The 26,397-nt window shown below is 63.5% G+C and carries 21 protein-coding genes, 1 tRNA gene and 1 pseudogene; 17 read left to right on the top strand and 6 right to left on the bottom strand.

What is annotated here, in order from left to right:
* Positions 1-8 precede the first annotated feature (8 nt).
* Positions 9-1,541, bottom strand: coding sequence for a complex I subunit 4 family protein (locus NCS02_RS27070; protein WP_250520128.1), 1,533 nt, complete (start codon positions 1,539-1,541; stop codon positions 9-11).
* 349 nt (positions 1,542-1,890) lie between these two features.
* Between NCS02_RS27070 and NCS02_RS27065 the strand changes: the two genes are divergently transcribed.
* Positions 1,891-2,139, top strand: coding sequence for an adhesin (locus tag NCS02_RS27065; RefSeq protein WP_175981421.1), 249 nt, complete (start codon positions 1,891-1,893; stop codon positions 2,137-2,139).
* A 7-nt stretch (positions 2,140-2,146) separates the two neighbouring features.
* On the opposite strand, the gene NCS02_RS27060 is transcribed toward NCS02_RS27065, so the two are convergent.
* Positions 2,147-3,499, bottom strand: a complete 1,353-nt coding sequence (locus NCS02_RS27060; protein WP_250520127.1) for an NAD(P)/FAD-dependent oxidoreductase — start codon at positions 3,497-3,499, stop codon at positions 2,147-2,149.
* Between the two features lie 112 nt (positions 3,500-3,611).
* On the opposite strand from NCS02_RS27060, the pseudogene NCS02_RS27055 reads away from it, so the two are divergent.
* Positions 3,612-4,541, top strand: a pseudogene (locus tag NCS02_RS27055) (LysR family transcriptional regulator); the annotation flags it as partial.
* Between the two features lie 50 nt (positions 4,542-4,591).
* Here NCS02_RS27055 and NCS02_RS27050 read toward each other — a convergent pair.
* Positions 4,592-4,676, bottom strand: a tRNA-Leu gene (locus tag NCS02_RS27050).
* Positions 4,677-4,828: 152 nt separating this feature from the next.
* Between NCS02_RS27050 and NCS02_RS27045 the strand changes: the two genes are divergently transcribed.
* Entirely contained in the window at positions 4,829-6,037 is a 1,209-nt protein-coding gene (locus tag NCS02_RS27045) for a mechanosensitive ion channel family protein (RefSeq protein ID WP_034470218.1), read from the top strand.
* Here the strand turns inward: NCS02_RS27045 and NCS02_RS27040 are convergent.
* Entirely contained in the window at positions 6,026-7,000 is a 975-nt protein-coding gene (locus NCS02_RS27040) for a LysR family transcriptional regulator (RefSeq protein ID WP_250520126.1), read from the bottom strand. The two genes, NCS02_RS27045 and NCS02_RS27040, sit on opposite strands and share 12 nt — an antisense overlap.
* Before the next feature lie 96 nt (positions 7,001-7,096).
* Here NCS02_RS27040 and NCS02_RS27035 point away from each other — a divergent pair, with 96 nt between their 5' ends.
* Both NCS02_RS27035 and NCS02_RS27030 read left to right on the top strand, forming a co-directional pair.
* Entirely contained in the window at positions 7,097-9,124 is a 2,028-nt protein-coding gene (locus NCS02_RS27035) for an oxidoreductase (RefSeq protein WP_502800903.1), read from the top strand.
* 51 nt (positions 9,125-9,175) lie between these two features.
* Positions 9,176-10,753 (top strand): ABC transporter substrate-binding protein, encoded by a 1,578-nt coding sequence (locus NCS02_RS27030; RefSeq protein WP_250520124.1) that lies wholly within the window; start codon positions 9,176-9,178, stop codon positions 10,751-10,753.
* A 7-nt stretch (positions 10,754-10,760) separates the two neighbouring features.
* Here the strand turns inward: NCS02_RS27030 and NCS02_RS27025 are convergent, their stop codons facing one another.
* Complete coding sequence (locus tag NCS02_RS27025) at positions 10,761-11,633, bottom strand: GNAT family N-acetyltransferase (protein ID WP_250520123.1); 873 nt, start codon at positions 11,631-11,633, stop codon at positions 10,761-10,763.
* Positions 11,634-11,877: 244 nt separating this feature from the next.
* Here NCS02_RS27025 and NCS02_RS27020 point away from each other — a divergent pair, with 244 nt between their 5' ends.
* From NCS02_RS27020 to NCS02_RS26970, 11 genes are all read left to right on the top strand, one after another.
* Entirely contained in the window at positions 11,878-13,356 is a 1,479-nt protein-coding gene (locus tag NCS02_RS27020) for an aldehyde dehydrogenase family protein (protein ID WP_250520122.1), read from the top strand.
* Between the two features lie 176 nt (positions 13,357-13,532).
* A complete protein-coding gene (locus NCS02_RS27015; RefSeq protein WP_008346995.1) occupies positions 13,533-14,201 on the top strand; it encodes a haloacid dehalogenase type II in 669 nt (222 codons plus the stop codon).
* Between the two features lie 28 nt (positions 14,202-14,229).
* On the top strand, positions 14,230-15,504 hold the full coding sequence (locus tag NCS02_RS27010; RefSeq protein ID WP_250520121.1) for an NAD(P)/FAD-dependent oxidoreductase: 1,275 nt from the start codon (positions 14,230-14,232) through the stop codon (positions 15,502-15,504).
* 80 nt (positions 15,505-15,584) lie between these two features.
* A complete protein-coding gene (locus NCS02_RS27005) occupies positions 15,585-17,207 on the top strand; it encodes an ABC transporter substrate-binding protein (RefSeq protein ID WP_250520120.1) in 1,623 nt (540 codons plus the stop codon).
* 80 nt (positions 17,208-17,287) lie between these two features.
* Entirely contained in the window at positions 17,288-18,244 is a 957-nt protein-coding gene (locus tag NCS02_RS27000) for an ABC transporter permease (protein ID WP_008346990.1), read from the top strand.
* Entirely contained in the window at positions 18,241-19,173 is a 933-nt protein-coding gene (locus NCS02_RS26995) for an ABC transporter permease (RefSeq protein WP_175981439.1), read from the top strand. The genes NCS02_RS27000 and NCS02_RS26995 overlap by 4 nt, the downstream gene beginning before the upstream one ends.
* On the top strand, positions 19,170-21,017 hold the full coding sequence (locus tag NCS02_RS26990; RefSeq protein ID WP_250520119.1) for an ABC transporter ATP-binding protein: 1,848 nt from the start codon (positions 19,170-19,172) through the stop codon (positions 21,015-21,017). Before NCS02_RS26995 ends, NCS02_RS26990 begins: the two co-directional genes overlap by 4 nt.
* Positions 21,014-21,328 (top strand): (2Fe-2S)-binding protein, encoded by a 315-nt coding sequence (locus tag NCS02_RS26985; RefSeq protein WP_008346985.1) that lies wholly within the window; start codon positions 21,014-21,016, stop codon positions 21,326-21,328. The genes NCS02_RS26990 and NCS02_RS26985 overlap by 4 nt, the downstream gene beginning before the upstream one ends.
* The gene (locus tag NCS02_RS26980; protein WP_250520118.1) at positions 21,313-22,701 is read left to right on the top strand and encodes an FAD/NAD(P)-dependent oxidoreductase; all 1,389 of its coding nucleotides are present in this window, start codon (positions 21,313-21,315) and stop codon (positions 22,699-22,701) included. Before NCS02_RS26985 ends, NCS02_RS26980 begins: the two co-directional genes overlap by 16 nt.
* Positions 22,698-23,867 (top strand): NAD(P)/FAD-dependent oxidoreductase, encoded by a 1,170-nt coding sequence (locus tag NCS02_RS26975; protein WP_250520117.1) that lies wholly within the window; start codon positions 22,698-22,700, stop codon positions 23,865-23,867. The genes NCS02_RS26980 and NCS02_RS26975 overlap by 4 nt, the downstream gene beginning before the upstream one ends.
* Positions 23,864-24,280, top strand: coding sequence for a helix-turn-helix domain-containing protein (locus tag NCS02_RS26970; protein ID WP_250520116.1), 417 nt, complete (start codon positions 23,864-23,866; stop codon positions 24,278-24,280). Before NCS02_RS26975 ends, NCS02_RS26970 begins: the two co-directional genes overlap by 4 nt.
* Here the strand turns inward: NCS02_RS26970 and NCS02_RS26965 are convergent.
* On the bottom strand, positions 24,194-25,165 hold the full coding sequence (locus tag NCS02_RS26965) for a LysR family transcriptional regulator (RefSeq protein WP_008346980.1): 972 nt from the start codon (positions 25,163-25,165) through the stop codon (positions 24,194-24,196). The genes NCS02_RS26970 and NCS02_RS26965 overlap by 87 nt on opposite strands.
* 100 nt (positions 25,166-25,265) lie before the next feature.
* On the opposite strand from NCS02_RS26965, the gene NCS02_RS26960 reads away from it, so the two are divergent.
* A complete protein-coding gene (locus tag NCS02_RS26960) occupies positions 25,266-26,342 on the top strand; it encodes an ABC transporter ATP-binding protein (protein ID WP_008346979.1) in 1,077 nt (358 codons plus the stop codon).
* Positions 26,343-26,397: the final 55 nt, after the last annotated feature.

Raw genomic sequence — 26,397 nt, 5'->3', positions numbered from 1 at the left:
GCCGGAACTCAGCCCGGCGTGCGCTCCGAAACCGCTTCGCGGCGCGCGTTGTAGGACGGCGCGCTGCCGTCGTCGGGCAGCGTCGAGCCTTGCGCCGCCGCGAGCAGTCTTTCGACGGACGGGCCCATCGCGTCCGTGAAGGTCTTCGGATGCACGCCGATACCCAGCACCAGCACGGCCATCGCGCCGAACAGCACGAGTTCGCGCTTGCCGAGATCGCGCAGACCGGCGACGCGCTCGTTCTTCACCGCGCCGAAAATCACACGCTTGACCATCCACAGCGTATAGGCCGCGCTCAGGATCAGCGACGTGGCCGCAGCCGCGCCGATCCAGAAGTTCAGGCGGATCGCGCCCATCAACACTAGAAACTCGCCGACGAAACCCGAGGTGCCCGGCAGGCCGACATTGGCCATCGCGAACAGCATCGCGCAGACCGCGAAGCGGGGCATCGTGTTGGCGACGCCGCCGTAGGCATCGATCGAGCCATTTTTCGTGCGCTCGACGAGCACGCCGGTGCACAGCAGCATCGCGCCGGACACGATGCCGTACGACAGCATCTGCACGACCGCGCCTTCGGTGCCGAGGCGGTCGAAGGTAAAGAGGCCGAGCGTCACGAGACCCATGTGCGCGACTGCCGAGTAGGCAAGCAGCTTGCGCATGTCCGTCTGCGCGAGCGCGACGAGGCTGCCGTAGATCACCGCGACGAGCGACAGCGCGATCATCGCCGGGGCGAAGAAGTGCGCTGCGTCGGGCACGATCGGCAACACGTAGCGCAACATGCCGTAGCCGCCGATCTTCAGCATGCCGAGCAGCACCGCCGCGCCCGTCGGGCCTTCCGAGTTCACGTCGGGCAGCCACGTATGGACGGGCCACATCGGCACCTTGACCGAAAACGCCGCGAGGAAGCAGACGAAGACGACGATCTGCGGCGTGAAGCCGAGCTTCAGGTTGCGCCATGCGTCGATATCGAAGGTATGCGCCTGCGTCCACAGATAAACGAGCGCGGCCAGCATTGCAAGCGAGCCGAGCAGCGAGAAAAAGAAGAAGCGAATCGCCGCGTACACGCGCCGCTCGCCGCCCCACGTGCCGATCAGCAGATACAGCGGAATCAGCGAAGCCTCGAAGAACACGAAGAACAGCATGCCATCCAGCGACGCGAACACGCCCTGCATGCAGCCCGACAGCACGAGGAACGCGCCGTAGTATTGCGCGACCTGCTTCGTGACCGAGCGCCACGACGCGACGAAGATGATGAGCGTGGTGACGGCCGTCAGCACCGTGAACCACAGCGAAATGCCGTCGACGCCCAGATGGTACGAAATGCCGAACTGCGGCAGCCACTCGACGCGCTCGACGAACTGCATCGCGCTGGACGACGCGTCGAAGCGGGAGAGCAGCGGCACGACGGGCAAAAGGCTGAGAATCGCGCCGAACAGGGCGACGGCGCGCGAGAGCGTCGCGGATGCGCTGAACGTCAGCACGAAGATGCCCGACACCACTGGAATCCAGATAAGAAAACTGAGAACTGACGGCAGATGCATAGCTCGGTCGAAATCGGGCGCAAAGCACGGCCAGCACGCGAAGAAACGTGCTCGCTGGAAAGGCGCTGACAGTGGAATGTAAGGCAGGACGAGTGCGCGGAGGCTTGAATCCGGCGCGCAGCCCGAATGACTTAGGCGTATTCCTAAGGGTTAACGAGGATAACTCAAAAGAATAGTTTTTTGTGCATTGCGGCGTATCAAATTCATTGCGCCGAACGGCCTTGACTTTTTTACCGATTCCGGCTCCGCGGCACGTCGACGTGAATGAATCGTTCGTTCGCTTCGGGCTTGCCCTGATTTGCCGGAAGCCGCGTGGCCCTTAGCCTAGAACGCAAGGAAGGAGACAAGCATGAAGAAAACATTCAAGGCCGTCGTCTTTGCGCTCGTCGCGTATCTCGTCGCCGATCGCGCCATGCTCCACGCGCAGGGACGCGACCTGGCCGCGTCGTCGTGCGCGCAGAGCGCGGCGCAGATCGAATTCGACGCCCTGAGCAAGGGCTTCAGCCACGCCGCCGCGAGCAGCCAGCGCGACGCGTTCCGGTCGCAATGCCTCGTGTCGGGCCGCGCCGAGTCCGGCACGGCCGTCGCAATGCGCTGAAACGGCGTCAGTTCAGCTTCACGGTAGGCCGCACGCGCTCGCGCAGCCATTGGCTCGCGGCGTACATCAGCGCCCGCTTGACGCCCGTCAGCCCCATGATGTGCCGGCGATACAGATGCCGGTAGCACGACGCCGCGAACCATCCGTCGATGAACAGCGGCCGGCGCAGCAACTCGCTCATCAGCGCGCCCGCCGCGCCTGCGCGTCCGAAGGAGACGAGCGTGCCCTGATCGCGGTACGCGAAGAGCGGCACGGCGCGTTCGTCGAGGCGGCGCGCGAGGGCATCGGCGAGATAGACGGCCTGCTGAAACGCGGCCTGCGCGCGCGGCGGCACGAGCGCGTCGCCTTTCGCTGCGGCGCACGCGGCGCAGTCGCCCATCGCGTAGATGCCTGAGCCGGGTTCGACCTGCAAGGTTGCATCGACGATCACCTGTCCCAGCCGGTTCAGCGGCAATCCTTCCAGCGTGCGCAACACCGGCGCGCCTTCCACGCCCGCGGCCCAGATCGTGATGTCGCTTGTGAGCGTTTCGCCATCCGCGGTCGATACGGCCTGCTCGTCCACCGAACGCACGCGGCAACCCAGCCGCACTTCCACGCCGAGCTTGGCGAGCACGTCCTGAGCGCGCGTCGAAATGCGTTCGGGCAGCGCGGGCAGCACGCGCGGCGCGCCTTCCAGCAGACGAATGCGGATGTCGCTGGCCGGGTCGATCGACGCGAGGTGATACTCGCGCAGCATTTCCGCCGATCCGCGCAGCGCGGCGGCCAGTTCGACGCCCGTCGCGCCGCCGCCGATCACCGTCACCGAAACCGGCGTGCGCGCCGCGCCGGGCGTCGCCTGCCGCGCATGACTCGAACGCAGAAGGCTCGACAACAGACGCCGCCGGAACGTTTCCGCCTGCTCCACCGTTTCGAGCGTCAGCGCATGCTGCGCCGCGCCGGGAATCGAGAAGAAGTTCGTCACGCTGCCGAGCGCGAGCACGAGCGAATCGAAGGCGAGCGTTCGCTTCGGCAGGAGCGGACGTCCGTCGATATCGGTCGTCTCGTCGATGACGATCTCGCGGCGTCCACGATCGATGTTCGCGAGCGCGCCCTGCTCGAAGCGAAAGTGATTCCACTTCGCGTGCGCGGCGTAATCGATCTGATGACTCGATGCATCGATCTGTCCCGACGCCACTTCATGCAGAAGCGGCTTCCAGAAGTGCGTCGGAAAGCGGTCGATGAGGATCACGTCGGCGCGCCGCCGCTTGCCGACGCTATTGCCGAGACGCGTCGCGAGTTCCAGCCCGGCGGCGCCGCCGCCGACGATCACGATGCGATGAGGCGAATCGACCTGCCGTTGCGCGTAAGGATTCAACATCATGGCTCTCCCGGAAGTGCTGTGTGGATGCTTGACGACCTCGTTGGGAAAAATATAAGGTCCCGAAAACATATGCGCTATTTAGTATTTATCGCCGACTCATAAGTTTTCACTAATGTTAAAGACCACGACCTTCCGTCAGTTGCGCACGCTGCAGACCGTCGCGCGCGTGGGCAGCATCTCGGGCGCCGCCGATGAACTGCATCTCACGCAGCCGGCGGTCTCGTTGCAAATCTCGTTGCTCGGCGAAGCCGCGGGCACGCCGCTTTTGCGCCGCGTCGGCCGCGAAGTGCAGCTCACGGCTGCGGGCGAAGTAATGGCGCGTTACGCGAACGAAATCCTGAGCCTTTGGAACGAAGCGGGCGAAGAAGTGGCGGCGTTGCGCGGCGAACTGGGCGGCACGTTGCGCATCGGTGCGATCACGACGGCGGAATATCTCGTGCCGCCGCTGCTCGTGCGCTTCACGAAGGAGCGGCCCGGCGTGAAGCTGCAGTTTCGCATCGGCAATCGCGATGACATCGTCCGCATGCTCGCGACGAATGAAATCGATCTCGCGATCATGGGACGGCAGCCGCGCGAACTGCGCACGAGCGCCGCCGCATTCGCGAAGCATCCGATGGCGTTCGTCGCCGCGCCTTCGCATCCGCTGATGCGCGCGAAGCGCCTGCGTCTGACCGATCTCGAATCGGCGAATCTGCTCGTCAGAGAGCGCGGCTCGGGCACGCGCGTCGCGATCGAAGGGCTGTTCAAGGAAGCGGGTCTGAAGCTGCATGCCGCGTCCGAGTTATCGAGCAATGAAGCGATCAAGCAGCTCGTCGAAGCGGGACTCGGCGTGGCGTTTCTTTCGCTGCACGCGTGCGCGCTCGAAATGCAGGCGGGCTTGCTCGCGACGCTTCCCGTGCCTTCGACGCCGATCGAGCGCGCTTGGCATGTCGTGCATATGTCGGAGCGACGCCTGCCTCAGGTCGCGAATGCGTTCAGGGAATTCTTGATTCAGTCGGGAGCGGCCGTCGCGGGCCTGACTGCGCCGCCGGAAACGCACAAGCTGCGTTCGACGCGCAGAGAGAAGAAAACAGAAGTCGTTGCGGATGCAACTGGTGCCCAGGTCGGGACTCGAACCCGAACGCCTCGCGGCGCTACCCCCTCAAGATAGTGCGTCTACCAATTCCGCCACCTGGGCAAGGGGACCGAATTGTAGCGGGAAAATCGGGAAATGCGAAGGGCTTCGATCATCGCGTGCATCGTCGCGACGCTACTACAATATTCGGCAAAGCAACGGTCTCGTCGGATTCGCCTGAATAATCACATCGGTTCGCCCATACGGGAGCGTCCATGTTCGGCAACAGCTTGCGTTTCGAAGTGGGACCCGACTGGCAAGTCAACGTCGCCACCGATAGCTGGCTCATCGCGACGCTTCTCGTGATCGCCATGCTGCTGGCGATTTTCCTCGCGAGCGTCATCTGCTACTACCTGACGCGCTGGATCATGCTCGTGATCGTCAACCGGCTCGCACGCAAGGAAGGGCGCAAGTGGCTGATCGCGGCGGAGCGACATCGCGTGTTTCATCGGCTTGCGCCGCTCGTGCCTGCCGCTATCGTCTATGCCGCGGCGCCGTTGCTCACGGGGCTCACGTTTCCGGTGATCCCGGCGCTCGGCAAGCCGCTCGCCATACTCGCGGCCTGCTACATGGTCTACACGATGGTGCGCGCGGCGCTTGCATTGCGCGACAGCATCGACGAGCGCTATAGCCACTTTCCTTCGGCGAGCGAGCGGCCCATCAAGAGCTTTCTGCAGATCGCCACGATCGTCGTGTATCTCGTCGCGCTGATCGCGGTCGTTTCGCTGCTGCTCGAGCGTTCGCCCGTTTATCTGCTCACCGGTCTCTCCGCGATCACGGCGCTGCTCATCATCATTTTTCGCGACTCGCTGCTGGGCTTCGTCGCCAGCATCCAGCTCGCCGCGTACGACATGCTGCGCGTGGGCGACTGGATCGAAGTGCCCGGATATGTAGCCGATGGCATCGTCATCGATATTGCCTTGAACACGATCAAGGTGCGCAACTTCGACAACACCGTCGTCATGTTGCCGAGCCAACTGCTGCTGACGAACAGCGTGAAGAACTGGCGCGGCATGGTCGCGTCGGGCGCGCGACGCTTGCGGCATGCGATTCACTTCGACGTGGACACGATCCGCTATCCCGACGACGCGTTGCTCGCGCAATTGCACGCAGCGATAGAACAGCCGCTCGTGACCGTCGAAGGCGAGCGCCGCACGAACCTCGGTTTGTATCGGCACTATCTCAGCGGATATTTGCGCGCGCACCCGGCCGTGCGTCGCGACATGCCGCTCGTGATTCGCCACGTCCAGTCCACGACGGCGGTCGTGGCACTGGAGATCTGCGTGTTCATCGACGAGATTCGCTGGGAGCGCTACGAGGCGTTGCTATCGGACATGCTCGATCACGCTTATGGCGTCGTGCCGTTTTTCGGCCTGCGCTGCTGGCAGCGCGAGCGTTCGGTGTCCGCGCCCTCAGGAAGGTGATCGAGCCATGCTTGCGTGATCGGCGCGGTGCTTGGGCACCGCTTTCAGCGGCGCGAGCACGCGACGCGCATCGTCGAGTTCCTTCCTCATTTCGTCGATGAGCCATTGCGCCACCGCGCGGGTGCTTTCCGACGGATTCGACGAGCGATGTTCGAGCACGTAATTGCAGCCCGTTTCGATGTATCGGTCCCACGCGGGAATGACCTTGCCCTCGTTCAACGGCGCCGCGATCGCGAGCAGCCAGCCGAGCACGACGCCTTGTCCGAGCATCGCGCATTGCACGGCGAGTCCGGGATCGGTGTGATGCACCGCTTCGCCGATGCCCTTGTCGGACAGCCCCGTCGCACGATGAAAATCCGCCCAGGAAAGCGTGGTCACGTCGAGATGAATATAGGCGTGACCTTCGATGCTCGCCGGCGTATCGAGCGGGCCGAATTCGGCGCGATAGTTCGGACTACAGACAGGGACGATGATCTCCGGACAAAGAAGAAGCGGTTCCTTCTCCGAACCCGGACCATGCAGCCGGATGCCGAGGTCCGCATCTTCGAGCGGTCCGTAGAGCCGCCCGGCCATCACTTGCAAGCGCAGATTGATGGAAGGAAACGCGCGGCGAAACCCCGCATAACGCGGCAAGAGCCACAACGCGGCGAAGCCGCTCGCGAGCGACAGCGTGACGATCTCGCCTTGCGCATGATCGCGCTTGAGTTCATCGATGGTGTCGCCGATCTGCCCGAAACCCGATGCAACGGCGCGCTGCAATGTTGCGCCGCGATCGGTCAGGGTAAGCCCTAGCTTCGTGCGATCGAAGAGCCTGAAGCCGAGCGCGTCTTCGAGACGCGCCACCATGCGGCTCACGGCGACGGGCGTCACGTTGAGTTCGCCGGCCGCCTTGGTGAAGCTCAAGAGCCGCGCGGAAGTTTCGAAGACGAGCAGTGCCTGAAGGGACGGAAGTCGCAGACTCATACAACACCATGTTAAGGGGCGTGCATCCATTTGTAATTTGACGGCGCATATTGACCTCCTTACCTTGAGTCCGACGCTTACTTCTTCTCGCAGGCCATGACCACTGCTTCGTCGGACCCGTTGCTTCAGCCCTTTGCCCTCAGGCATCTCGTACTCAGAAACCGTGTGATGAGCACGAGTCACGCGAGCCGTCTCACGCGTGATGAATTCCCTCAGGAGGTTTATCAACGGTATCACGAGGAAAAGGCGAAAGGGGGTATCGCGCTGACGATGTTCGGCGGCTCGTCGAACGTCAGTCTCGACAGTCCCAATACGTTCCAGCAGATCAACGTCTCGACCGATGCCGTGGTGCCGCATCTGCGGCGCTTTTCCGATCGCGTCCATACGCACGGCGCCGCGCTCATGTGCCAGATCACACATCTCGGGCGGCGCGGCGATGCATACACGGAACCGTGGCTGCCGATGATCGCGCCATCGGCCGTGCGCGAAACGCTGCATCGGGCGATGCCGCAGGCTATCCACGATGCCGACATCAAACGCGTGATCCGCGACTTCGGCCTTGCGGCGAAGCGCTGCCGCGATGGCGGTCTGGACGGCATCGAAACGCATGCGGGCGGGCATCTCATCGGCCAGTTCATGGACCCGACCGTGAACCTGCGCACCGATAAATACGGCGGTTCGACGGCGAATCGCGTGCGCTTCGCAATCGAGGTTCACGAAGAAATACGCAAGCAGGTGGGCGACGATTTCATCGTCGGCTTTCGCTTCGCGCTCGAAGACGGATGCAGCTTCGAGGAAGGGCTGGAGATGTCGCGCATCCTGCAGAGCACGGGTCTGTTCGATTTCTTCAACGTCACGTTCGGGCGCATGGACACGAAGATGTCGCTCGCGGTCAACTCGATGCCGGGCATGTTCGTGCCGTCTGCACCGTGGCTGCCCAAAGCGGCCGCGTTCAAGCGCGCGGTCGATCTGCCCGTCTTCCACGCAGCGAAGATCGCCGATCTCGCCACGGCGCGTTATGCGATACGCGAAGGTCTGCTCGACATGGTCGGCATGACGCGCGCGCATATCGCGGAGCCGCATCTCGTGAAGCTCGTCGAAGCAGGCAAGGAGGATGAAGCGAGGCCGTGCGTCGGCGCATCGTTCTGCCGCAACTATCGCGCGACGTGCATTCATAACCCGGCGACGTCGCGCGAGACGTATCTCACGCATGACATACCGGAGGCCGCGCAGAAGAAGCGCGTGCTCGTCGTCGGCGCGGGACCTGCGGGCCTCGAAGCCGCGCGCATCTGCGCGACGCGCGGCCATGACGTCACCGTGCTCGAGGCGAACTCGGAGGCGGGCGGACAGATGTTGCTCGCGGCGACGGGAAGCTGGCGGCGCGATCTTATCGGCATCGTCGACTGGCGCGTGGCGCAACTCGACAAGCTCGCTGTCGATGTGCGCTACAACCACTACGCCGAGTTGAGCGACGTGCTCGATCATGGCGCGGATGTGGTCATCGTCGCGACGGGCGGCCTGCCGAATCTCGATGCGTTGCCGGGCGGCGAGCTCTGCAAGTCCGTCTTCGATGCGCTCACCGAAACGCCGCCGCGCGAAGGCAGCGTGCTCGTCTACGACGGCACGGGCCGGCATAACGCGTATCTCTGCGCCGAGCGTTATGTCGATGCGGGCCTTGCTGTATCGCTCGCGCTCATCGACAGCGTGCCCGCGCAGGAAACCGGCGGACGCGGCGACGATCAGGTCTGGATGCGCAATATCGCGCGCTGGGATGTGCCGGTCCGCACGAACATCGAATTGATCGAAGTGAGCGCGACCGATGGCGGCAAGCGCCGCGCCGTGTTCCGTCATCATCTGACGAACGAGCTCGTCGAGATGGAAGCGGAGCATGTCGTGGTCGAGCGCGGCATGCTCGCGGTCGAGGATCTCTTCGAAGCGGCGCGCATGTATTCGGCCAATGACGGCTACACCGATCTCGAAGCATTCGCGACAGGCAAGCCGCAACCCGAAGCGAAGGAACGCGAGGAAGGACAGTTCCACTTGTACCGCATCGGCGATGCCAGCGCGTCGCGCGATATCCATACGGCCATCTATGACGCCTATCGGCTGTGCATGGCGCTGTGAAGGCAGGTTGCATCTCATCCGTTGAAACGACAATGAACGAGCGAGGCTCACATGACATTGCCGAAGGACTTCGTAGTTGCCGATCCGAGCCGCCGCAAGGCGATCAAAACGCTTGCCGCGGCGGGTGCGGCGACGCTGATCTTGCCGGGCGCATCGTCGCTTGCATTCGCCGGGAACGAGCCCGCGCCGCAACGCGGCGGACGCATCCGCGTGGCGCTCGCGAATCAGTCGCTGATGGACTCGCTCGATCCCGCGAAGGGAACGCATACCGGCGATTACGCTCGCGCGTACATGTTCTATAGCGGCCTCACCGAACTGGACGCCGACTTCAAGACGCAGAACGCGCTCGCGGAGAAGCTCGAATCCGACGACTTCACGACTTGGACTGTCACACTGCGGCCCAACGTGCATTTCCACGACGGCAAGCCGCTGACATCCGACGATGTCGTGTTCTCGTTGATGCGCCACAAGGACCCGGCGACCGGCTCGAAAGCGAAATCGATAGCGGATGGCATCAGCTCGGTGAAGGCGGCGGGACCGTTGAAAGTCGAGATCACGCTGACCGAGCCGAACGTCGATCTTCCCGCGCTGCTCGCGATTCCGCATCTCGTGATTGTCGCCGCGAACACGACCGATTTTTCGAAGGGCAACGGCACGGGACCGTTCACATGCAAAGAGTTCACGCCAGCGCAACGCTGCATCGGCGCGCGCAATGCGAACTTCTGGAAGCCGGGGCGTCCGTATCTGGATGAAGTGGAGATCATCGGCATTGGCGATGATGCAGCGCGCACCAATGCGCTGCTCGCGGGCGATGTGCAGCTCATCTCGCCACTGCCCGCGCGCGATGTCGACCGCGTGAAGCAGACCGGCAAGGTGACCGTGCTCGAAAGTCCGTCGCAACTCTATTCCGATCTCGCGCTGCGGCAGGACATGCTGCCGACAAAGAGCGCGGACTTCAACGAAGGCATCAAGTATCTGCATGATCGCCAGCGCATCGTGAACGTGATGTTGCGCGGACACGGCACGCTCGCGAACGATCATCCGGTGCCCGAGTGGCATCCATACTTCATGAAGGGATTGCCTCAGCGCACGTTCGATCCGGACAAGGCGCAGTTCCACTTCAAGAAGGCCGGCACGCCGGGCGCGCGTGCGGAGATCATCGCGCCGCCATCCGTCGAGACCGCGCTCGATTCCGCGATGCTGATCCAGCAGGCGGCGAAACAGGCGGGCGTCGACATCAACGTGCGCCGCGTGCCCGCCGATGGTTACTGGACGACCTACTGGATGAAGTATCCGATGACCTACGGCTCGATCCTGCCGCGCCCGACGCTCGATCTGCTGTACACGCAGTTCTTTCGCTCGAACGCGAACTGGAACGAGTCCGGCTGGAAGAACGAGCAGTTCGATCAACTGTTGATACAGGCGCGCCGCGAACGCGACGAAGCGAAGCGCAAGCAGATGTACGGCGACATGCAGACCATCGTCTACGAGAAGAACAGTCTCGTGATTCCGGCCTTCATCAACTTCATCGACGCGCAAAGCTCGAACTTGCGCGGCTTGAAGGGGACGCCGTCAGGACGCGTGATGGGCTATCGGTTCGCGGAGTTCGCGTGGCTCGCGAAGGCGTGACGATCGATTACCACACGGCCTGGCTCGTCAGCGCAAATTGCGTGAACGTCGCATCGGTGGATGGCTTGCCGTTGAGCGCCATCTGCTCGATGGTATCGACGAGCGGCAGGCCGAGTCCTTCCAGCCACGAGCAAAGGCCGTAACGCAAGGGCGTATCGATGCGCACGAACATGCCCGCGTTCAGCGCGAGCCAATAGCTGATCAGCGCTTTGGCGCGGCTCTGGTCCGCCGACTCGGGCGCGACGACCGGGCCGATCACGTGACCATCGCCGAAACGTCGGAAGAGTGCGAAGCCGATCAGTTCGCCATCGCGATCGAGTGCGATGCCGCTCGCGACATCGAGCAATTGCGGCATGAGTTCCGTGCGATCCAGCCCGCTTGCGCGCGATGCCAGCGCGGCAAGACGCGGCGTATCCTTCGCGCCGATCGGACGGAGCCGTTCGCCCGGCGGCAGCGAAACGAGCGGCGGCTGAAAGGCCGCGCCCTGATGTTGATGAATGGTGTCGATGGTTTCGAAGCCGCGTTCCACGCAAAGCGGCTTGCCTTCGTTCGATGCGTGGATCAGCAGCATGCGCGGACCGAGCTTCGCACGCAGGCGGTCGAGCAGTCCGCGCCCGATGCCGCGCCGCTGATGTTCCGGCGACACGATGAACATGCCGAGCGTCGCCGCATCCGCGCCGAACTGAAACGCGAGCGCCGTACCGACGAGCGCACCGTTCTGATCGACCGCCGCGAAGCCGCTGCCGATACGCGCCGCGAAACGCCAATCGTCCGCGCGATGCCGCCATTTCACGGACGCGGACAACGCGTGCGCTGCAGGAAGGTCGTCGAGCGTGAAAGCCCGGTATTCGACCACTTCGTTATTGTTCGAGTCAGGCACGCGGCCTCCTCAGTTTGAAGACATTTACCGTGACTTTGACACCGCGCAGCGCGCATGGCTAGGACGATCTTCCTGTCCCGCACGGCGCGAGATTCCGCCGCGTGGTGCAACGCAAAACCGCAGGTTATCGCGGCAAGAACGCGCGCGCTGTGCTGAATCGGCAATTTTGTCGGCGAAATATGCCGGCGCGCTGGCCCTACGATGGAGTCATGTCAACGCAACATGCCGAGGAGGACTCACGCATATGGACCGGTTCGATCCTGCCAGCATCGTCATCAGAAGCGGGCACTTCATCGGCGGCGAACTGATCGATGCGGGCGCGTCGCGTATCGAGGTAACGCGTCCGTCGGATGGCGTCGCGTATGCCTCGGTGCCCGTCGCCGATGACGCGATGATCGACTACGCCGTGCAGAACGCCTACAGCGCGTTCAAAAAGAGCGACTGGGCCCGCCGCGCGCCACGCGAGCGCGCACGCGTGCTGCGCAGGTTCGCCGATCTCGTCGCTGCCGACGCTGCGAATCTCGCGCCGCTCGAAGCGATCGGCTCGACGCGCCCGGTGCGCGACGCATACAACTGGGACGTGCCGTTCACCGCCGAGAGCATTCGCTTCTATGCGGAGCTTGCCGACAAGATCGGCGGCGATGTTGCGGCAACGGATCATCGACATCTCGGCATGACGATCGCGGAGCCGTATGGCGTGATCGGCGCGATTGCTCCGTGGAACTTTCCGCTCGTGATGGGCATATGGAAGACCGCGCCCGCGCTCGCGGCGGGCAACGCGGTCGTGCTGAAGCCTTCGGAGATGACGCCGTTCAGCGCGTTGCGTCTCGCCGAGCTCGCGCTCGAAGCGGGCGTGCCGCCGGGCATCTTCAACGTCGTTCAGGGCGATGGCCGCACCACCGGCGATGCGCTCGTGCGTCATCCCCGGATCGGCAAAGTGACGTTCACCGGATCGACGCACACCGGCGCCGCGATCATGGCCGCATGCGCGCAAAGCGGCACGAAGCCGGTCACGCTGGAACTGGGCGGCAAGAGCCCGCAGATCGTGTTCGCCGACGCACCGCGCATCGATGAGGTCGCACGTCGCATCGCGGGCGCCATCACGGGGAATGCGGGGCAAGTGTGCGTCGCGGGATCGAGGCTGCTCGTGCAGCGCGGCATCGCCGAAGAACTGACGGATCGCATCGCGCAAGCATTCGGCGAACTGAAAGCCGGCGCGACCTGGGCTGCGGGCACGACCTTGCCGCCGATCATTTCGGAGCCGCAGGCGCAGCGCATCGATGCGATCGTTCAGCGCAGCATCGCGAACGGCGCGACCGTGCGTTGCGGCGGAAAGCGTGCCGGTGCCGCGACGCCCGGCGCGTTCTATTCGCCAACGTTGCTGTGCGACGTCACGCAGGAGAGCGACGCCGTGCGCAATGAAATCTTCGGCCCGGTGCTCACCGTGCAGTCGTTCGACACCGAAGAAGAAGCGTTGGAACTCGCAGCGCATCCGGACTACGGCCTTGCTGCGGGCGTGCATACCGCGGACATCGGTCGCGCGTTGCGCATGGTACGCGGCATCGAAGCGGGCACGGTATGGGTGAATCGCTATGGACGTACCAGCGATTTCGTGATTCCGACGGGCGGCTACAAGCGCTCGGGCATTGGCAAGGATCTCGGACGGCAGGCTTACGAAGCGAATCTGCGCTTCAAGAGCGTGCTCATCGATACGGAAGTCTGAAGCGCACGATCGTTCCAAACGTGCGCCGCATTTTCTGCTGTGGCGACGCCTCAAAACGCATGACTTGTATCGTCGCGAGGCACGCATTCAACGCCATCAGTCATTTTTGCCTTGTTTAAATTTTCTCGACACTTCGCTGTTTCTTGTTTCAACCAACACACGACAGGACTGACATCATGATCGATTTCGAGCCGAAGTACATCACGTTCGACTGCTACGGCACGCTGACGAAATTCCGCATGGCCGACATGACCCGCGAGATGTACGCAGACCGCCTGCAGGGCGACGACCTCGAACAATTCGTCAAGTTCTTCGCGGGCTATCGCCGCGATGAAGTGCTCGGCGCGTGGAAGCCGTATCGCGACGTGATCGTCAATTCGGTGCGCCGCGCGTGCGAGCGCATGAACGTCGAATTCAACGAAGCCGAAGCCGAAAAATACTACCTCGCCGTGCCGACGTGGGGCCCGCATCCGGATGTGCCGGAAGGTCTCTCGCGTCTCGCGAAGAAGTACAAGCTCGTGATTCTGTCGAACGCATCGGACGATCAGATTCAGAGCAACGTCGACAAGCTCGGCGCGCCGTTTCATCGCGTGTTCACGGCGCAGCAGGCGCAGTCGTACAAGCCGCGCATGCAGGGCTTCGAGTACATGTTCGATCAATTGAACTGCAATCCGGAAGACGTGCTGCATGTGTCGTCGAGCCTGCGCTACGACCTGATGACCGCGCACGACATGGGCATCAAGCACAAGGCGTTCGTGAAGCGCGGCCACGAGCCGGGCACGCCGTACTACGAGTATTACGAAGTGGACACCATCGGCGATCTCGCCGGTCAACTCGGTCTGTAATCGAAGCCACTTCACGCGAGCAATGCCGATGAAACTCGACTCCTACTGGCTCGATACCACGCCTTCGATCATCTCGACGTGCGAAGGCCCGGCGGATGGCCAGGCCGATGTCGCCGTGATCGGCGGCGGGTTCACGGGTTTGTCGGCGGCGCTCGCGTTGGCGAAGCGCGGCGCGTCGGTCGTCGTGCTCGATGCCGGGCGCATGGGCGGCGGCGCGTCGGGACGCAACGGCGGTCAATGCAATACGGGCGTCGCGCAGGATTATGCGGCGCTGCGCTCGCAACTCGGCGTGGAGCGCGCGCAAGGCTGTTATCGCGCGTATGCGGCGGCGGTGAGCACGGTCGAACGTTTGATCCGCGAAGAAAACATCGATTGCGACTATCTCGCGTCGGGCAAGCTGAAGCTCGCCGCGAAGCCGCATCATCTCGAACATATCGCGACGACCGCCGAGTTGATCCGGCGCGAAGTCGATCCGGATATCGATGTGCTCGATCGCGAGCAGGTCCGCAATGAAGTGCAGTCCGATGCCTTTCACGGCGGGCTGTTGCAACGTCACGGCGGACAGATGCATATGGGCAAGTTCGCCGTCGGCCTCGCGAATGCAGCGGCGAGGCAAGGCGCGCGTCTCTATGAGCACGCTGAAGTCACGGCGATCGCGAAGGAAGGCGGCGCCTATCGAATCGATTCGAAGCGCGGCACGTTGCGCGCAAGGCAAGTGCTGATCGCGACAGGGCCTTCGAAGCATGGACCGTTCGCGTGGTATCGGCGCAGGCTTGCACCGGTCGGCTCGTTCATCATCGTGACGGAGCCGCTGCCAGCGGAACAACTGAAGCAACTGTTGCCGCAGCGCCGCTCGTACACGACGAGCCGCCTGATGCACAACTATTTTCGCGTGACGCCCGATTCACGTTTGCTGCTCGGCGGACGCGCGCGCTTCACCGCGTCGGAACGTCCATCGGACGCGAAGAGCGGACGCATTCTGCAGGCGAATCTCGCAGCGATTTTCCCGAGTCTCGCCAGTGCGCGCATCGACTATTGCTGGGGCGGTCTCGTCGATATCACCGCGGATCGCCTGCCACGCGCGGGCCAGCACGATGGCATCTATTTCTCGATGGGCTACAGCGGCCACGGCACGCAGATGTCGACGCACATGGGCCAGATCATGGCCGACGTGATGAACGGCAACGCCGATGCGAACCCGTGGCGCGATTTCGACTGGCCCGCGATTCCGGGCCATACGGGCAAGCCGTGGTTCCTGCCGCTCGTCGGCGCGTATTACTCGATCAAAGACGTTTTCTATTGAAGCATCGAAAGCAAAGACAGACGGCCTTCATCCAATAACCAAGCCGTCGAACATTCACAGTCCCTATCGCGGAGAAGTTCATGAGCATCGACAAATCGCCTGAAGCACTCGTTCACGCCGATGCCGGCAAACGCCTGGAAGAACTGACGCGCCGTGGCGCGTCCCGGCGCAATGTCCTTCGCGCGATGGCCGCGGGCGGACTCATGTCAATGACGGGCGCGGGTCTGCTCACCGCGAGCGGCGCGGCTTTCGCGCAGGACAAGCCGAAGCAGGGCGGACGCATTCGCGTGGCGACGCAGTCGTCGTCAGCCGCCGATACGCTCGATCCGGCGAAGGGCGCGCTCGGCACGGACTACGCGCGCGGCTTCATGTTCTACAGCGGCCTGACCGAACTCGACAATCATCTCGGCGCGAAGATGGCGCTCGCCGAATCGCTCGAAACGAAAGACGCGACCGTGTGGGTCGTGAAGCTGCGCAGCGGCGTGCAGTTCCACGATGGCAAATCGCTCGCGCCGCAGGACGTCATCTATTCGCTGATGCGCCATAAGGATCCGGCGGTCGGCTCGAAGGCGAAGACGCTCGCCGATCAGTTCAAGGAAATCAAGGCGACCGGCCCGAACGAGCTCACGATCACGCTGACGGGCGCGAACGCGGACCTGCCCGTGATTCTCGCGGACTCGCACTTCCTCGTCATCAAGGACGGCACGACGGACTTCAAGACGGCGGTCGGCACGGGCCCGTTCAAGCTGAAGGAGTTCTCGCCGGGCGTGCGTACCGTCGGCGTGCGCAACGAGAAGTACTGGAAGCCGGGCATGCCGCATCTGGACGAAGTGGAGCTGATCGGCATCGCGGACGAACCCGCGCGCGTGAACGCGCTGATGTCCGGCGACGTGCAGCTCATCAATGCAGTGAGCGCGCGCTCGACCGAGCGGATCAAGGGCACGCCGGGCTTCGCGGTGCTGGAAACGAAGACGGGCCAGTACACCGACCTCATCATGCGCGACGATGGCGGCATCACCGGCAATGCGGATTTCCGCCGCGGCATGATGTACCTGATGGATCGCGAGCAGATGCGCAAGACGATCTTCCGCGGCTATGGCGCGATCGGCAACGATCAGCCTATCGATCCGAGCAACAAGTACTACATGTCGGGTCTGCCGCAACGCGGCTTCGATCCGGACAAGGCGAAGTTCCACTTTCAGAAGGCGAAGCTCGGCAGCACGCCGATCCAACTGTACGCATCGCCGGCGGCGGAAGGTTCCGTGGAGATGGCCGTGCTGATGCAGCAGGTCGCGCCGCAAGCGGGCATCAATCTGCAAGTGACGCGCGTGCCGTCGGATGGTTACTGGTCGAATCACTGGATGAAGCATCCGCTCGGCTTCGGCAACATCAACGCGCGCCCGAGTGCGGACGTGATCTTCACGCAGTTCTTCAAATCCGATGCGCCATGGAACGAAGCGAACTGGAAGAGCCCGCAGTTCGACCAGATGCTCGTCGCCGCGCGTGGCGAACCGGACGATGCGAAGCGCAAGAAGATTTACGGCGACATGCAGGAGCTCGTGCATACGGACGGCGGCATCGGCATTCCGATGTTCCAGAGTTCGCTCGACGCGCATACGACGAAGCTGAAGGGCTTGGGCGGCATTCCGCTCGCGGGCCTGATGGGCTGGATGTTCGCGGAGAACGTGTGGCTCGAGGCATGAGCATGCTTTGAAGCGGGATGTGCGCCATCTTCCGATGGCGCGCGCAGTCAAACCTTCAACGAGAGAGAGGCGTTTATCCGATGAAAGCTCATGCGCAACGACTCGTCGCCGCGCGCCTCGGCCTCGCGCTGCTCACGCTGCTAATCGTGTCGATGGTGGTGTTCGGCATCACCGGTCTCTTGCCGGGCGATGCCGCGCAACAGGCGCTCGGTCAGGCGGCGACGCCCGAACAGGTGGCGGCGCTGCGGCATCAGTTCGGCCTCGATCAGCCTGCCGTCACGCGTTATCTGCAATGGCTTCTGCATGTGGTGACGGGCAACTTCGGCACGTCGCTGTCGAACAATCTGCCGGTCAGTGAACTCATCTCGACGCGTCTGCCGAATTCGCTCGTGCTCGCGGGATTGACCGCGCTGGTGTCGGTGCCGATCGCGTTGTTCATCGGCATTCTCTCGGCGATGTATCGCGGCTCGCTCGTCGATCGCGTGCTCAACGTGCTCACGCTTTCGACCGTGGCGGTGCCCGAGTTTCTCGTCGCGACCATCGCGGTGCTGATCTTCGCGGTGAAGCTGCGCTGGCTGCCGGCGTTGTCGTATCTGTCGGATGTATCGTCGTTCGGCGCGCTCGTGCGGACCTATGCGATGCCAGTGATGACGCTCTGCTGCGTGATCGTCGCGCAGATGGCGCGCATGACGCGCGCGGCGGTGCTCGATCAGCTCAACGCTTCGTATGTGGAGATGGCGGTCCTGAAAGGCGCCTCGCCCATGCGCGTCGTGTTACGGCATGTATTGCCGAACACCATCGGGCCGATTGCAAATGCGGTTGCGCTCTCGCTTTCGTATCTGTTCGGCGGCGTGGTGATCGTCGAATCGATCTTCAACTATCCCGGTCTCGCGAGCCTCATGGTCGACGCCGTCACCAATCGCGACATGCCGCTCGTGCAGGGCTGCGTGATGGTGTTCTGCGCGGCTTATCTCGCGCTCGTGCTCATCGCCGATCTGGCTCAGATCGTCTCCAACCCGAGGCTGCGTCAACGATGAATCGGAACGTCACTTCTCACGCCACAACCGTGCTATACGATCAGCCGCCCGCCGATGCCCCGCAGGAGCAAGCGCCCGTCGTCGTCAGGCGCGGCCTCATGAGCCGCCTCGTCAACCGCTTTTCGGTGCTGGGTCTCATCGGTCTGTTCATCGTCGTGTTCTGGCTCGTGGTCGCGTTCGTCGGGCCGGTTGTCGCGCCTTATAAAGGCGGCGCGTTCACATCGACGGAAGTGTTCGGCTCGTATAGCGCGGCACATCTGCTCGGCACCGACTATCTCGGCCGCGACATGCTGAGCCGCATTCTTTACGGCACGCAGTACACGGTCGGCCTCGCGCTCGCCGCGACGGTGGCCGCGAGCGTCATCGGCACGTTCTTCGGTCTCGTGGCCGCCGTGTCGGGACGCTGGGTCGATGAAGTGCTGAGCCGCCTGTTCGATGCGCTCATTTCGATCCCGAGCAAGATTCTTGCGCTCGTCGTGATTGCCGCATTCGGCTCGTCCATTCCGATGCTGATGATGGTCGCCGCACTCGCCTATATCCCCGGTGCCTTCCGCATCTCGCGCTCCCTCGCGGTGAACATCATGACGCTCGAATACGTGCAGGTCGCGAAGGCGCGCGGCGAGAAGCTCTTCTATATCGCACGCGTCGAAGTGCTGCCCAACATGATTCACCCGATGCTCGCGGACTTCGGCCTGCGCTTCGTGTTCATCGTGCTGCTGCTTTCGGGCCTGAGCTTTCTCGGTCTCGGCGTGCAGCCGCCGAACGCGGACTGGGGCTCGCTCGTGCGCGAGAACATCGGCGGGCTGGCGGAAGGCGCGCCCGCGGTGCTGATGCCGGCAGTCGCGATCGCGACGCTGACTGTAGGCGTGAATCTGCTCATCGACAGTTTGCGTCGTCATGGCGCGCGTTCGCATGGAGGCGGCCAATGACATCGAACACAGGCACGAACATGATCGAAGTGAAAGGCTTGCGCGTCGTCGCTGGCGCGGCGCCGGATCCCGTCGTCGAGATCGTGAAGGGCGTCGACTTCGCGGTGAAGAAGGGAGAAGTGCTCGCGCTGATCGGCGAGTCGGGCTCGGGCAAGACGACCATCGCGCTCGCGCTGCTCGGTCATGCGCGCGGCGGTTGTTCTATCGCGGGCGGCTCGGTGAAGATAGGCGATACCGATGTGTTGTCGCTCGACGCGAAGGGCCGTCGCGCATTGCGTTCGCGCACCGTCGCGTATGTCGCGCAGAGCGCATCGGCGGGCTTCAATCCGGCGCGCACGATCATGGATCAGGTCACGGAACCCGCGCTGCTGCACAAACTCATGACGCCCGCTGTCGCGCGTGAGAAAGCGATCAGCCTGTTTCGTTCGCTCGCGTTGCCGAGTCCCGAGACCATCGGCGATCGTTATCCGCATCAGGTGTCGGGCGGCCAGTTGCAGCGCTTGATGGCGGCAATGGCGCTGATCACCGATCCCGCCGTCGTCGTGTTCGATGAACCGACCACCGCGCTCGACGTGACCACGCAGATCGAAGTGCTCGCCGCATTCAAGGGCGTGGTGCGCGAGCTGGGCACGACGGCCGTGTATGTGTCGCACGATCTCGCGGTCGTCGCGCAGATGGCGGATCGCATCGTCGTGTTGAACGGTGGACGCGTGCGCGAGAACGGCGCGACCGCGCAAGTGCTCGACGCGCCGGCCGACGAGTACACGCGCCAGTTGCTCGCGGCAACGCGCCGTCCCGAAGTGGAACGCGCAACGCCCGACGATGCGCGCAAAGTCCCGCTGCTCGAAATCCGCAATCTGAGCGCGGGCTATGGACGCATAGATGCGAACGGCGTGCCCGCCGTGCGCGTGCTCGATGATGTGAGCCTGAAGATCGCGCGCGGCAGCACGCTTGGCGTGATCGGCGAATCGGGCTCGGGAAAGACGACGCTCGCGCGCGTGATCGCGGGTCTCGTCGATCGCGCGCACGGCGACGTGCTGCTCGACGGCAAGTCGTTGCCAGCGAAACTATCGGAACGCACGCTGGATCAATATCGTCGCGTGCAGATCGTGTTTCAGAACGCCGATACCGCGTTGAACCCGAGCCGCACCATTGCCGATATTCTCGCGCGGCCCATGAACTTCTATCACGGTCTGCGGGGCGCGGCCGCGCAAAAGCGCATGCTGGAGCTGCTCGATCTCGTGAAGCTGCCTGCATCGATCGCGAAGCGTCAGCCGGGCGGCCTGTCGGGAGGGCAGAAGCAGCGTGTGAATCTTGCGCGCGCGCTCGCGGCGAATCCCGAGCTCATTCTCTGCGATGAAGTGACGTCCGCGCTCGATACGGTCGTCGGCGCGGCGATTCTCGATCTGCTCGCCGAGCTGCGTCGCGAACTGAATGTGTCGTACATGTTCATCAGCCACGACATCTCGACCGTGCGCGCCATCTGCGATGAAGTCATCGTGCTGTATGCGGGCCAGTGCGTCGAAGCGGGCCAGCGCGATGCGCTTTCGCATCCGCCGTATCACCCTTATACGGGCTTGCTCGTCGATTCGGTTCCTGCGTTGCGTCCCGGCTGGCTCGATTCACGTCGTGCGATGGCGCTCGGCGCATTGCCCGCGCTCGGTCCGGAAAGCGATGCGCCCGAGTTGTGCAGCTTCCGTTCGCGCTGTGCGGCGCGCATCGACGGCAAGTGCAACGTGACGCCGCCCGCGAAGAAGACTTTGCCTTCGGGCGCGCACATCCTGTGTCATCACAGCGCCGACGATCTCGCCCGCATGCAGTCGATGGAAACGGTGACGGCATGAGCGGACGCTTCGTGAGAGTCGCCGAGAAAGGACGCAGGACGTTCGAGATCGTCATCGACGGCAAGCGCGCGCTCGCAGCCGAAGGCGACACGCTGATGGTCGCGCTGCTCACATCGCAGGAAGCATTGCGCGACTCCGAGTTCGGCGATGGCCGCCGCGCGGGCTTCTGCGTAATGGGCGCATGCCAGGACTGCTGGGTGTGGACCGCTAACGGCGAGCGCGTGCGCGCGTGCACGACGCAGGCGGCCGAAGGCATGTCGATCGTCACGCGTCTTGCAGAAGCGCAGGAGGGCGTATGGCCGCGACTGTGATCGTGATCGGCGCAGGACCGGCCGGCGTGCGTGCGGCGCAGGCGCTCGTCGAAGCGGGCTTGCGTCCCGTCGTTATCGATGAAGGCAGACGCGACGGCGGGCAGATCTATCGTCGTCAGCCGGAAGGATTCAAGCGCACGTACGAGACCTTGTACGGTACGGAAACAGCGCGCGCGCGTGCATTGCACGATGCGTTCGATGCGTTGCGCCCGAAGATCGACTACGTGCCCGATACGCTCGTCTGGAACATCGAGCCGAATGCACTGCACACGGTGAGCGGCACGCGTCATCGCAAGCTCGCGTTCGATGCGCTCATCATTTGCAGCGGCGCGACCGATCGGCTGATGCCTGTTCCCGGCTGGCATCACGCGGGCGCGTATAGCCTCGGCGGCGCGCAGGTCGCGCTCAAATCGCAGGGCTGCGCGATCGGTTCGCGCGTCGTGATGATGGGCACCGGTCCCTTGCTCTATCTCGTCGCCGCGCAATACGTGAAGGCGGGCGCGACAGTAAGTGCGGTGCTCGATACATCGACGTTCGCGCAGCGTCTGCGCGCGTTGCCGCAACTGCTCGCGATTCCATCGGCGTTAAGGAAGGGCGTTGCGTTGATGCGCGTGCTGAAAGATGCGCGCGTGCCGGTTCATCGCGGCATCACGCCGGTCGAGATTCGAGGCACGCCCGAGCATGGCGTGCAAGGCGTGCGCGTCAGGCAAGCCGATGGCGCGATGCTGCAAGTCGGATGCGATGCCGTCGCGCTCGGCTATCACTTGCGCCCTGAAACACAGCTCGCCGATCTCGCGGGCTGCGAGTTCCGCTTCGATCAGGCGTTGCAACAGTGGCTTCCCATCGCCGATGTGGATGGCCGCAGCAACGTGAAAGGCATCTATCTTGCCGGCGATGGCGCGCGCGTGCGCGGCGCGGATGCCGCCGAGCGCGCGGGACGTCTTGCGGCGCTCGCGGCGTTGAAGGACATCGGCATGACGTGCAGCGAAGACGAAGCCAACAAGTTGCGCTTGCAACTAAATCGCTTCACGCGTTTTGCTTCCGGCTTGCGCACCGCGTTTCCGTGGCCCGCGCGCTTTGCCGCCGCCTTGCCGGATGAAACCATCGTGTGCCGATGTGAAGCGATAACGGCAGGCGACCTGAGGCGCGTCGTGAACGACATGGGCGCAAAGGAAGCGAATCGCGCGAAGGCTTTTTCGCGCGTTGGCATGGGCCGATGCCAGGGCCGCTTCTGCGCACATGCGGGCGCGGAAGTCATTGCAGCCGAAGCACGCGTGCCGCTGGAAGCGGTCGGCCGCTTGCGCGGGCAAGCACCGGTGAAACCTCTGCCCATGGCGCTCGCGCCGCACAAAGATCTGGAGACCAGCGAATGAACGAGCGCGCCGATGTGATCGTGATCGGCGGGGGCATCGTCGGCACGACGACCGCTTTCTTTTTGCGCCGTCGCAAGCGTTCGGTGATCCTGCTCGAACGCGGCTTGACCGGACAACAGGCGAGCGGCGTGAACTTCGGCGGCGTGCGTCGCCAAGGCCGCGCGCTGGAGCAACTCGCAATGTCGAATCGCGCGCTGCAAACGTGGCGGCGTTCCCGCGAACTGCTCGGCGAAGATGTCGAGTTCTTGCCATCGGGGCATACCCGCGTGTGCTATCACGCGCATGACGCGGAATACTTTCATCGCTATGCCGCCGATGCGCGCGCTTACGACCTCGATCTCGAAGTGCTCGAAGGCGCGGCCATGTTCGAGCGCTTTCCTTTTCTGGGCCGCGACGTGATCGCCGCATCCATCTCGCCGCTCGACGGCCACGCGAATCCGCGTCTTGCCGCGCCCGCGTTCGGGCGTGCTGCCGCGCGGCTCGGCGCGCGCGTCGTCGAGAACACGGAAGTGGTGCGCGTAGAAAAGGAAGCGGGCGGCTTTCGCGTGGAAAGCGCGGCGGGCGATGTGTATCGCGCGGAGCAAGTGCTGATTTGCGCGGGCGCGTGGGCCAATACGCTATCGACGCAATTCGGCGAACCCGTGCCGCTCGTCGCGCGCGGCCCGCAAATGGCGGTGACCGAACCCGTGCCTTACGTGTTCAAGGCTTCGATGGGCGTGTACACGTCGATCAAGGAAGAGAGCGTATATTTCCGGCAAGTGGAGCGGGGCAATATCGTGCTCGGGGGCGGACCGCCCGGACCCGCGGACGCAGACACGCGACGCGCTTCCGTCCTGCCCGAGAACACCGTCGCGCAACTGGCGCAGTTCCGCCGCATGGTGCCCGCGATGCGCCCGCTGCATGTGATTCGCGTGTGGAGCGGTGTGGAAAGCTATCTGCCGGATTCGGAGCCGGTGATCGGTCCGAGTTCGAAAGCCGATGGCCTGTTCTACGCGTTCGGCTTCAGCGGATCGGGCTTTCAGATCGGACCGGGCGTGGGCGAGACGCTTGCCGAATTGCTCGATGCGGGCAGCACGCCGATCGATCTTTCTTCGTTTTCCATCAGACGATTTCAGCGCGCTTCGTCGACGCGCGCGCAATCGCTTACTTCCGAGACTTCGCCATGAGCCAAGCCAATCTGGTCGACGCGCTCGCCTACATCGAAGCCAATTTCGACAAGACCGTGAGCCTCGCGCAACTCGCGGATCTTTCGGCGCTGAGCGTGTCGCGCTTCGCGACCGTGTTTCGCGAGCAATTCGGACTTTCGCCGTACAAGTACCTGTGCGAGTTGCGCGTGCGGCGCGCGCAGACGTTATTGCTCGCGGGCGTGCCAGGATCGGTCGTCGCGACGGAAGTGGGCTTCTTCGATCAGAGTCATCTGGCGCGGCATTTCAAGCGCCTGTGCGGCATGACGCCGAGCGCGTTCGTCGAGCGCGCGCGCAGAAAAGCGCGCTCAACCGAGCTCGATGCCGGTCTGGGCAAGCGCGTCACGCAAGCCCAGCCGCGGGTATTTGCTTTCGACGGAGCGCATGTCGCTTAGCGCTTCCTGGATGATCCATTCGCGCACGCTGGCGACGATGGGCCGCATCGACTTGTTCGGCGGCGTGAGCAGACAGCAACGCCGGCTCGTGACCACCAGTTCTTCTTCGGCAGGCACGAGCGCGCCTTGCGCGAGCCAGTGCGACGTCACGTTGAGCCATCCGAGCGCGATGCCTTGTCCGAGCAACGCCGCCTGCACGACGATCGCGTAATCGTTGAAACGCAACATGCCTGCTGCATGGCGCTCCTTTGAAGCGAACGCATGAAAACGCTCGTGCCAGCCGCGTTCTTCATCGTCCATCACGATGACGGTATCGCCATGCGCGCGCGCCGCATCGGTCTCTGCGAGTTCGTGATAACGCGGATTGCAAAGCGGCAAGAGCATCTCGGGCATCACGAGCACCGCGTGCTCGTCGATCTCTTCGTCGTGAACAAAGCGCATGCCGAGATCGACATCAACGAGCGGCCCGCCGATGCGCCCCGATATCAATTGAAACCGCAGATCGACCGATGGAAACGCCTGATTCAGACGGCTCATGCGCGGCATGAGCCAATGCGTGGTGAAGCCGGTCGATACGGAAAGCGTGACGGTCTCGATGCCCGTCGCGCGCGCCTCGATTTCGCGGATCGCACTTTCGATGCCGCTGAAGCCTTCGGAAATCTTGCGATAAAGAATCTCGCCGCTCTCCGTGAGTTCGATGCCGCCGCGCACGCGCTCGAAAAGCCGCACGCCGATATGGTCCTCCATGCGCGCGAGCATGCGGCTCACCGCGGGCTGACTCACATAAAGCTCCTGCGCGGCGCGCGTGAAATTACCGCAGCGCGCGGCCGCTTCGAATACGAAAAGCGCATTGGCGCTCGGCAGTTTCTTGCGAAGGTTTGGCATGACTTCATGTTATGCCCGATCCAACAATTTTGGAATTGCCGTCAAAAACATCGCGACTTAGTATTTTCCCAACCCCTCTATTTCCGACGAGACGAACGACATGGACGCACGCGCTAAAACGGGAGTGTCGATCAGGTCCGCGACGAAGCGCTATGGCGCGGTGACGGCGCTCGATGACGTATCGCTCGATATCGCGCCGGGCGAATTCGTCTCGCTGCTCGGGCCTTCTGGCTCGGGCAAGACGACGCTGCTCGGCATTCTCGGCGGCTTCGTGCAGCCGAGCTCGGGCAGCGTGTGGGTCGGCGAGCGTGACATTACATTTGCGCCACCGCACAAGCGCGATATCGGCATCGTGTTTCAGAACTACGCGCTCTTTCCGCACATGACGGTAGGCGAGAACGTCGCGTTCTCGCTGCGTGCGCGGCGCGAGCCGAAATCGACATGGGCGAAGCGCGTCGCCGAAGCACTCGCCATGGTCGAACTCAAAGGTTATGAAAGCCGCAGCATCCATCAGCTTTCAGGCGGACAGAAGCAACGCGTGGCGCTTGCCCGCGCAATGGTGTTTCAACCGCAACTCATTCTGATGGACGAGCCGTTGTCCGCGCTCGACAAGCAACTGCGCGAGACCATGCAAATCGAATTGCGCAGGCTGCATCGGCAGCTCGGGGCGACCATCGTCAACGTGACGCACGACCAGCGCGAAGCACTCACGATGAGCGATCGCGTCGCCGTGTTGAAGGACGGCAGGCTCGTGCAGATCGACACACCCGAGCGCCTGTACGACCGTCCTTGCGATGCGTTCGTCGCGAGCTTCATCGGCGAAGCGACGATGCTCGATGTCACGCGCGCCGGCGACGATGCCGTGCGTCTCGGCGATACGATTCTGCGCACCGCGCATCCATTGCCGCGCGGCGAGAAGCTATTGCTCGCGGTGCAAACGGAAAAGCTCGTCATCGACGGCGAGAACCGTCATGCGGATGCGAACCGTCTTTCATGCCGCGTGACCGAAGTGCTCTATCAAGGCGAGAGCCTGCGCGTGTTCGCCGCGCTCGCCGACGGCACGGCGATCAGTCTTCGGCAACCCGGCAGCCACGACGCGCGCAAGCGCATCCCCGAGCCGGGCGCATCGATGACGGTCGCGCTCGATCCGCAAGACACGATCGTCGTGTCGGCCTGATTTCTTCTCACCGCCTGTGCACGGGCGATTTCGACTGCAAACGTAGATACGCAAC

The organism is Caballeronia sp. NCF2, assembly GCF_023631205.1.
Taxonomy (GTDB): domain Bacteria; phylum Pseudomonadota; class Gammaproteobacteria; order Burkholderiales; family Burkholderiaceae; genus Caballeronia; species Caballeronia zhejiangensis.
This window is presented reverse-complemented; position numbering and strand designations above follow the sequence as displayed.

Excerpts from the sequence above, each read along its gene's own strand:
- NCS02_RS27070 (WP_250520128.1), bottom strand. The coding sequence starts at position 1,541 with ATGCATCTGCCGTCAGTTCTCAGTTTTCTTATCTGGATTCCAGTGGTG.
- NCS02_RS27065 (WP_175981421.1), top strand. The coding sequence starts at position 1,891 with ATGAAGAAAACATTCAAGGCCGTCGTCTTTGCGCTCGTCGCGTATCTC.
- NCS02_RS27060 (WP_250520127.1), bottom strand. The coding sequence starts at position 3,499 with ATGATGTTGAATCCTTACGCGCAACGGCAGGTCGATTCGCCTCATCGC.
- NCS02_RS27045 (WP_034470218.1), top strand. The coding sequence starts at position 4,829 with ATGTTCGGCAACAGCTTGCGTTTCGAAGTGGGACCCGACTGGCAAGTC.
- NCS02_RS27040 (WP_250520126.1), bottom strand. The coding sequence starts at position 7,000 with ATGAGTCTGCGACTTCCGTCCCTTCAGGCACTGCTCGTCTTCGAAACT.
- NCS02_RS27035 (WP_502800903.1), top strand. The coding sequence starts at position 7,097 with ATGACCACTGCTTCGTCGGACCCGTTGCTTCAGCCCTTTGCCCTCAGG.
- NCS02_RS27030 (WP_250520124.1), top strand. The coding sequence starts at position 9,176 with ATGACATTGCCGAAGGACTTCGTAGTTGCCGATCCGAGCCGCCGCAAG.
- NCS02_RS27020 (WP_250520122.1), top strand. The coding sequence starts at position 11,878 with ATGGACCGGTTCGATCCTGCCAGCATCGTCATCAGAAGCGGGCACTTC.
- NCS02_RS27015 (WP_008346995.1), top strand. The coding sequence starts at position 13,533 with ATGATCGATTTCGAGCCGAAGTACATCACGTTCGACTGCTACGGCACG.
- NCS02_RS27010 (WP_250520121.1), top strand. The coding sequence starts at position 14,230 with ATGAAACTCGACTCCTACTGGCTCGATACCACGCCTTCGATCATCTCG.
- NCS02_RS27005 (WP_250520120.1), top strand. The coding sequence starts at position 15,585 with ATGAGCATCGACAAATCGCCTGAAGCACTCGTTCACGCCGATGCCGGC.
- NCS02_RS27000 (WP_008346990.1), top strand. The coding sequence starts at position 17,288 with ATGAAAGCTCATGCGCAACGACTCGTCGCCGCGCGCCTCGGCCTCGCG.
- NCS02_RS26995 (WP_175981439.1), top strand. The coding sequence starts at position 18,241 with ATGAATCGGAACGTCACTTCTCACGCCACAACCGTGCTATACGATCAG.
- NCS02_RS26990 (WP_250520119.1), top strand. The coding sequence starts at position 19,170 with ATGACATCGAACACAGGCACGAACATGATCGAAGTGAAAGGCTTGCGC.
- NCS02_RS26985 (WP_008346985.1), top strand. The coding sequence starts at position 21,014 with ATGAGCGGACGCTTCGTGAGAGTCGCCGAGAAAGGACGCAGGACGTTC.
- NCS02_RS26980 (WP_250520118.1), top strand. The coding sequence starts at position 21,313 with ATGGCCGCGACTGTGATCGTGATCGGCGCAGGACCGGCCGGCGTGCGT.
- NCS02_RS26975 (WP_250520117.1), top strand. The coding sequence starts at position 22,698 with ATGAACGAGCGCGCCGATGTGATCGTGATCGGCGGGGGCATCGTCGGC.
- NCS02_RS26970 (WP_250520116.1), top strand. The coding sequence starts at position 23,864 with ATGAGCCAAGCCAATCTGGTCGACGCGCTCGCCTACATCGAAGCCAAT.
- NCS02_RS26965 (WP_008346980.1), bottom strand. The coding sequence starts at position 25,165 with ATGCCAAACCTTCGCAAGAAACTGCCGAGCGCCAATGCGCTTTTCGTA.
- NCS02_RS26960 (WP_008346979.1), top strand. The coding sequence starts at position 25,266 with ATGGACGCACGCGCTAAAACGGGAGTGTCGATCAGGTCCGCGACGAAG.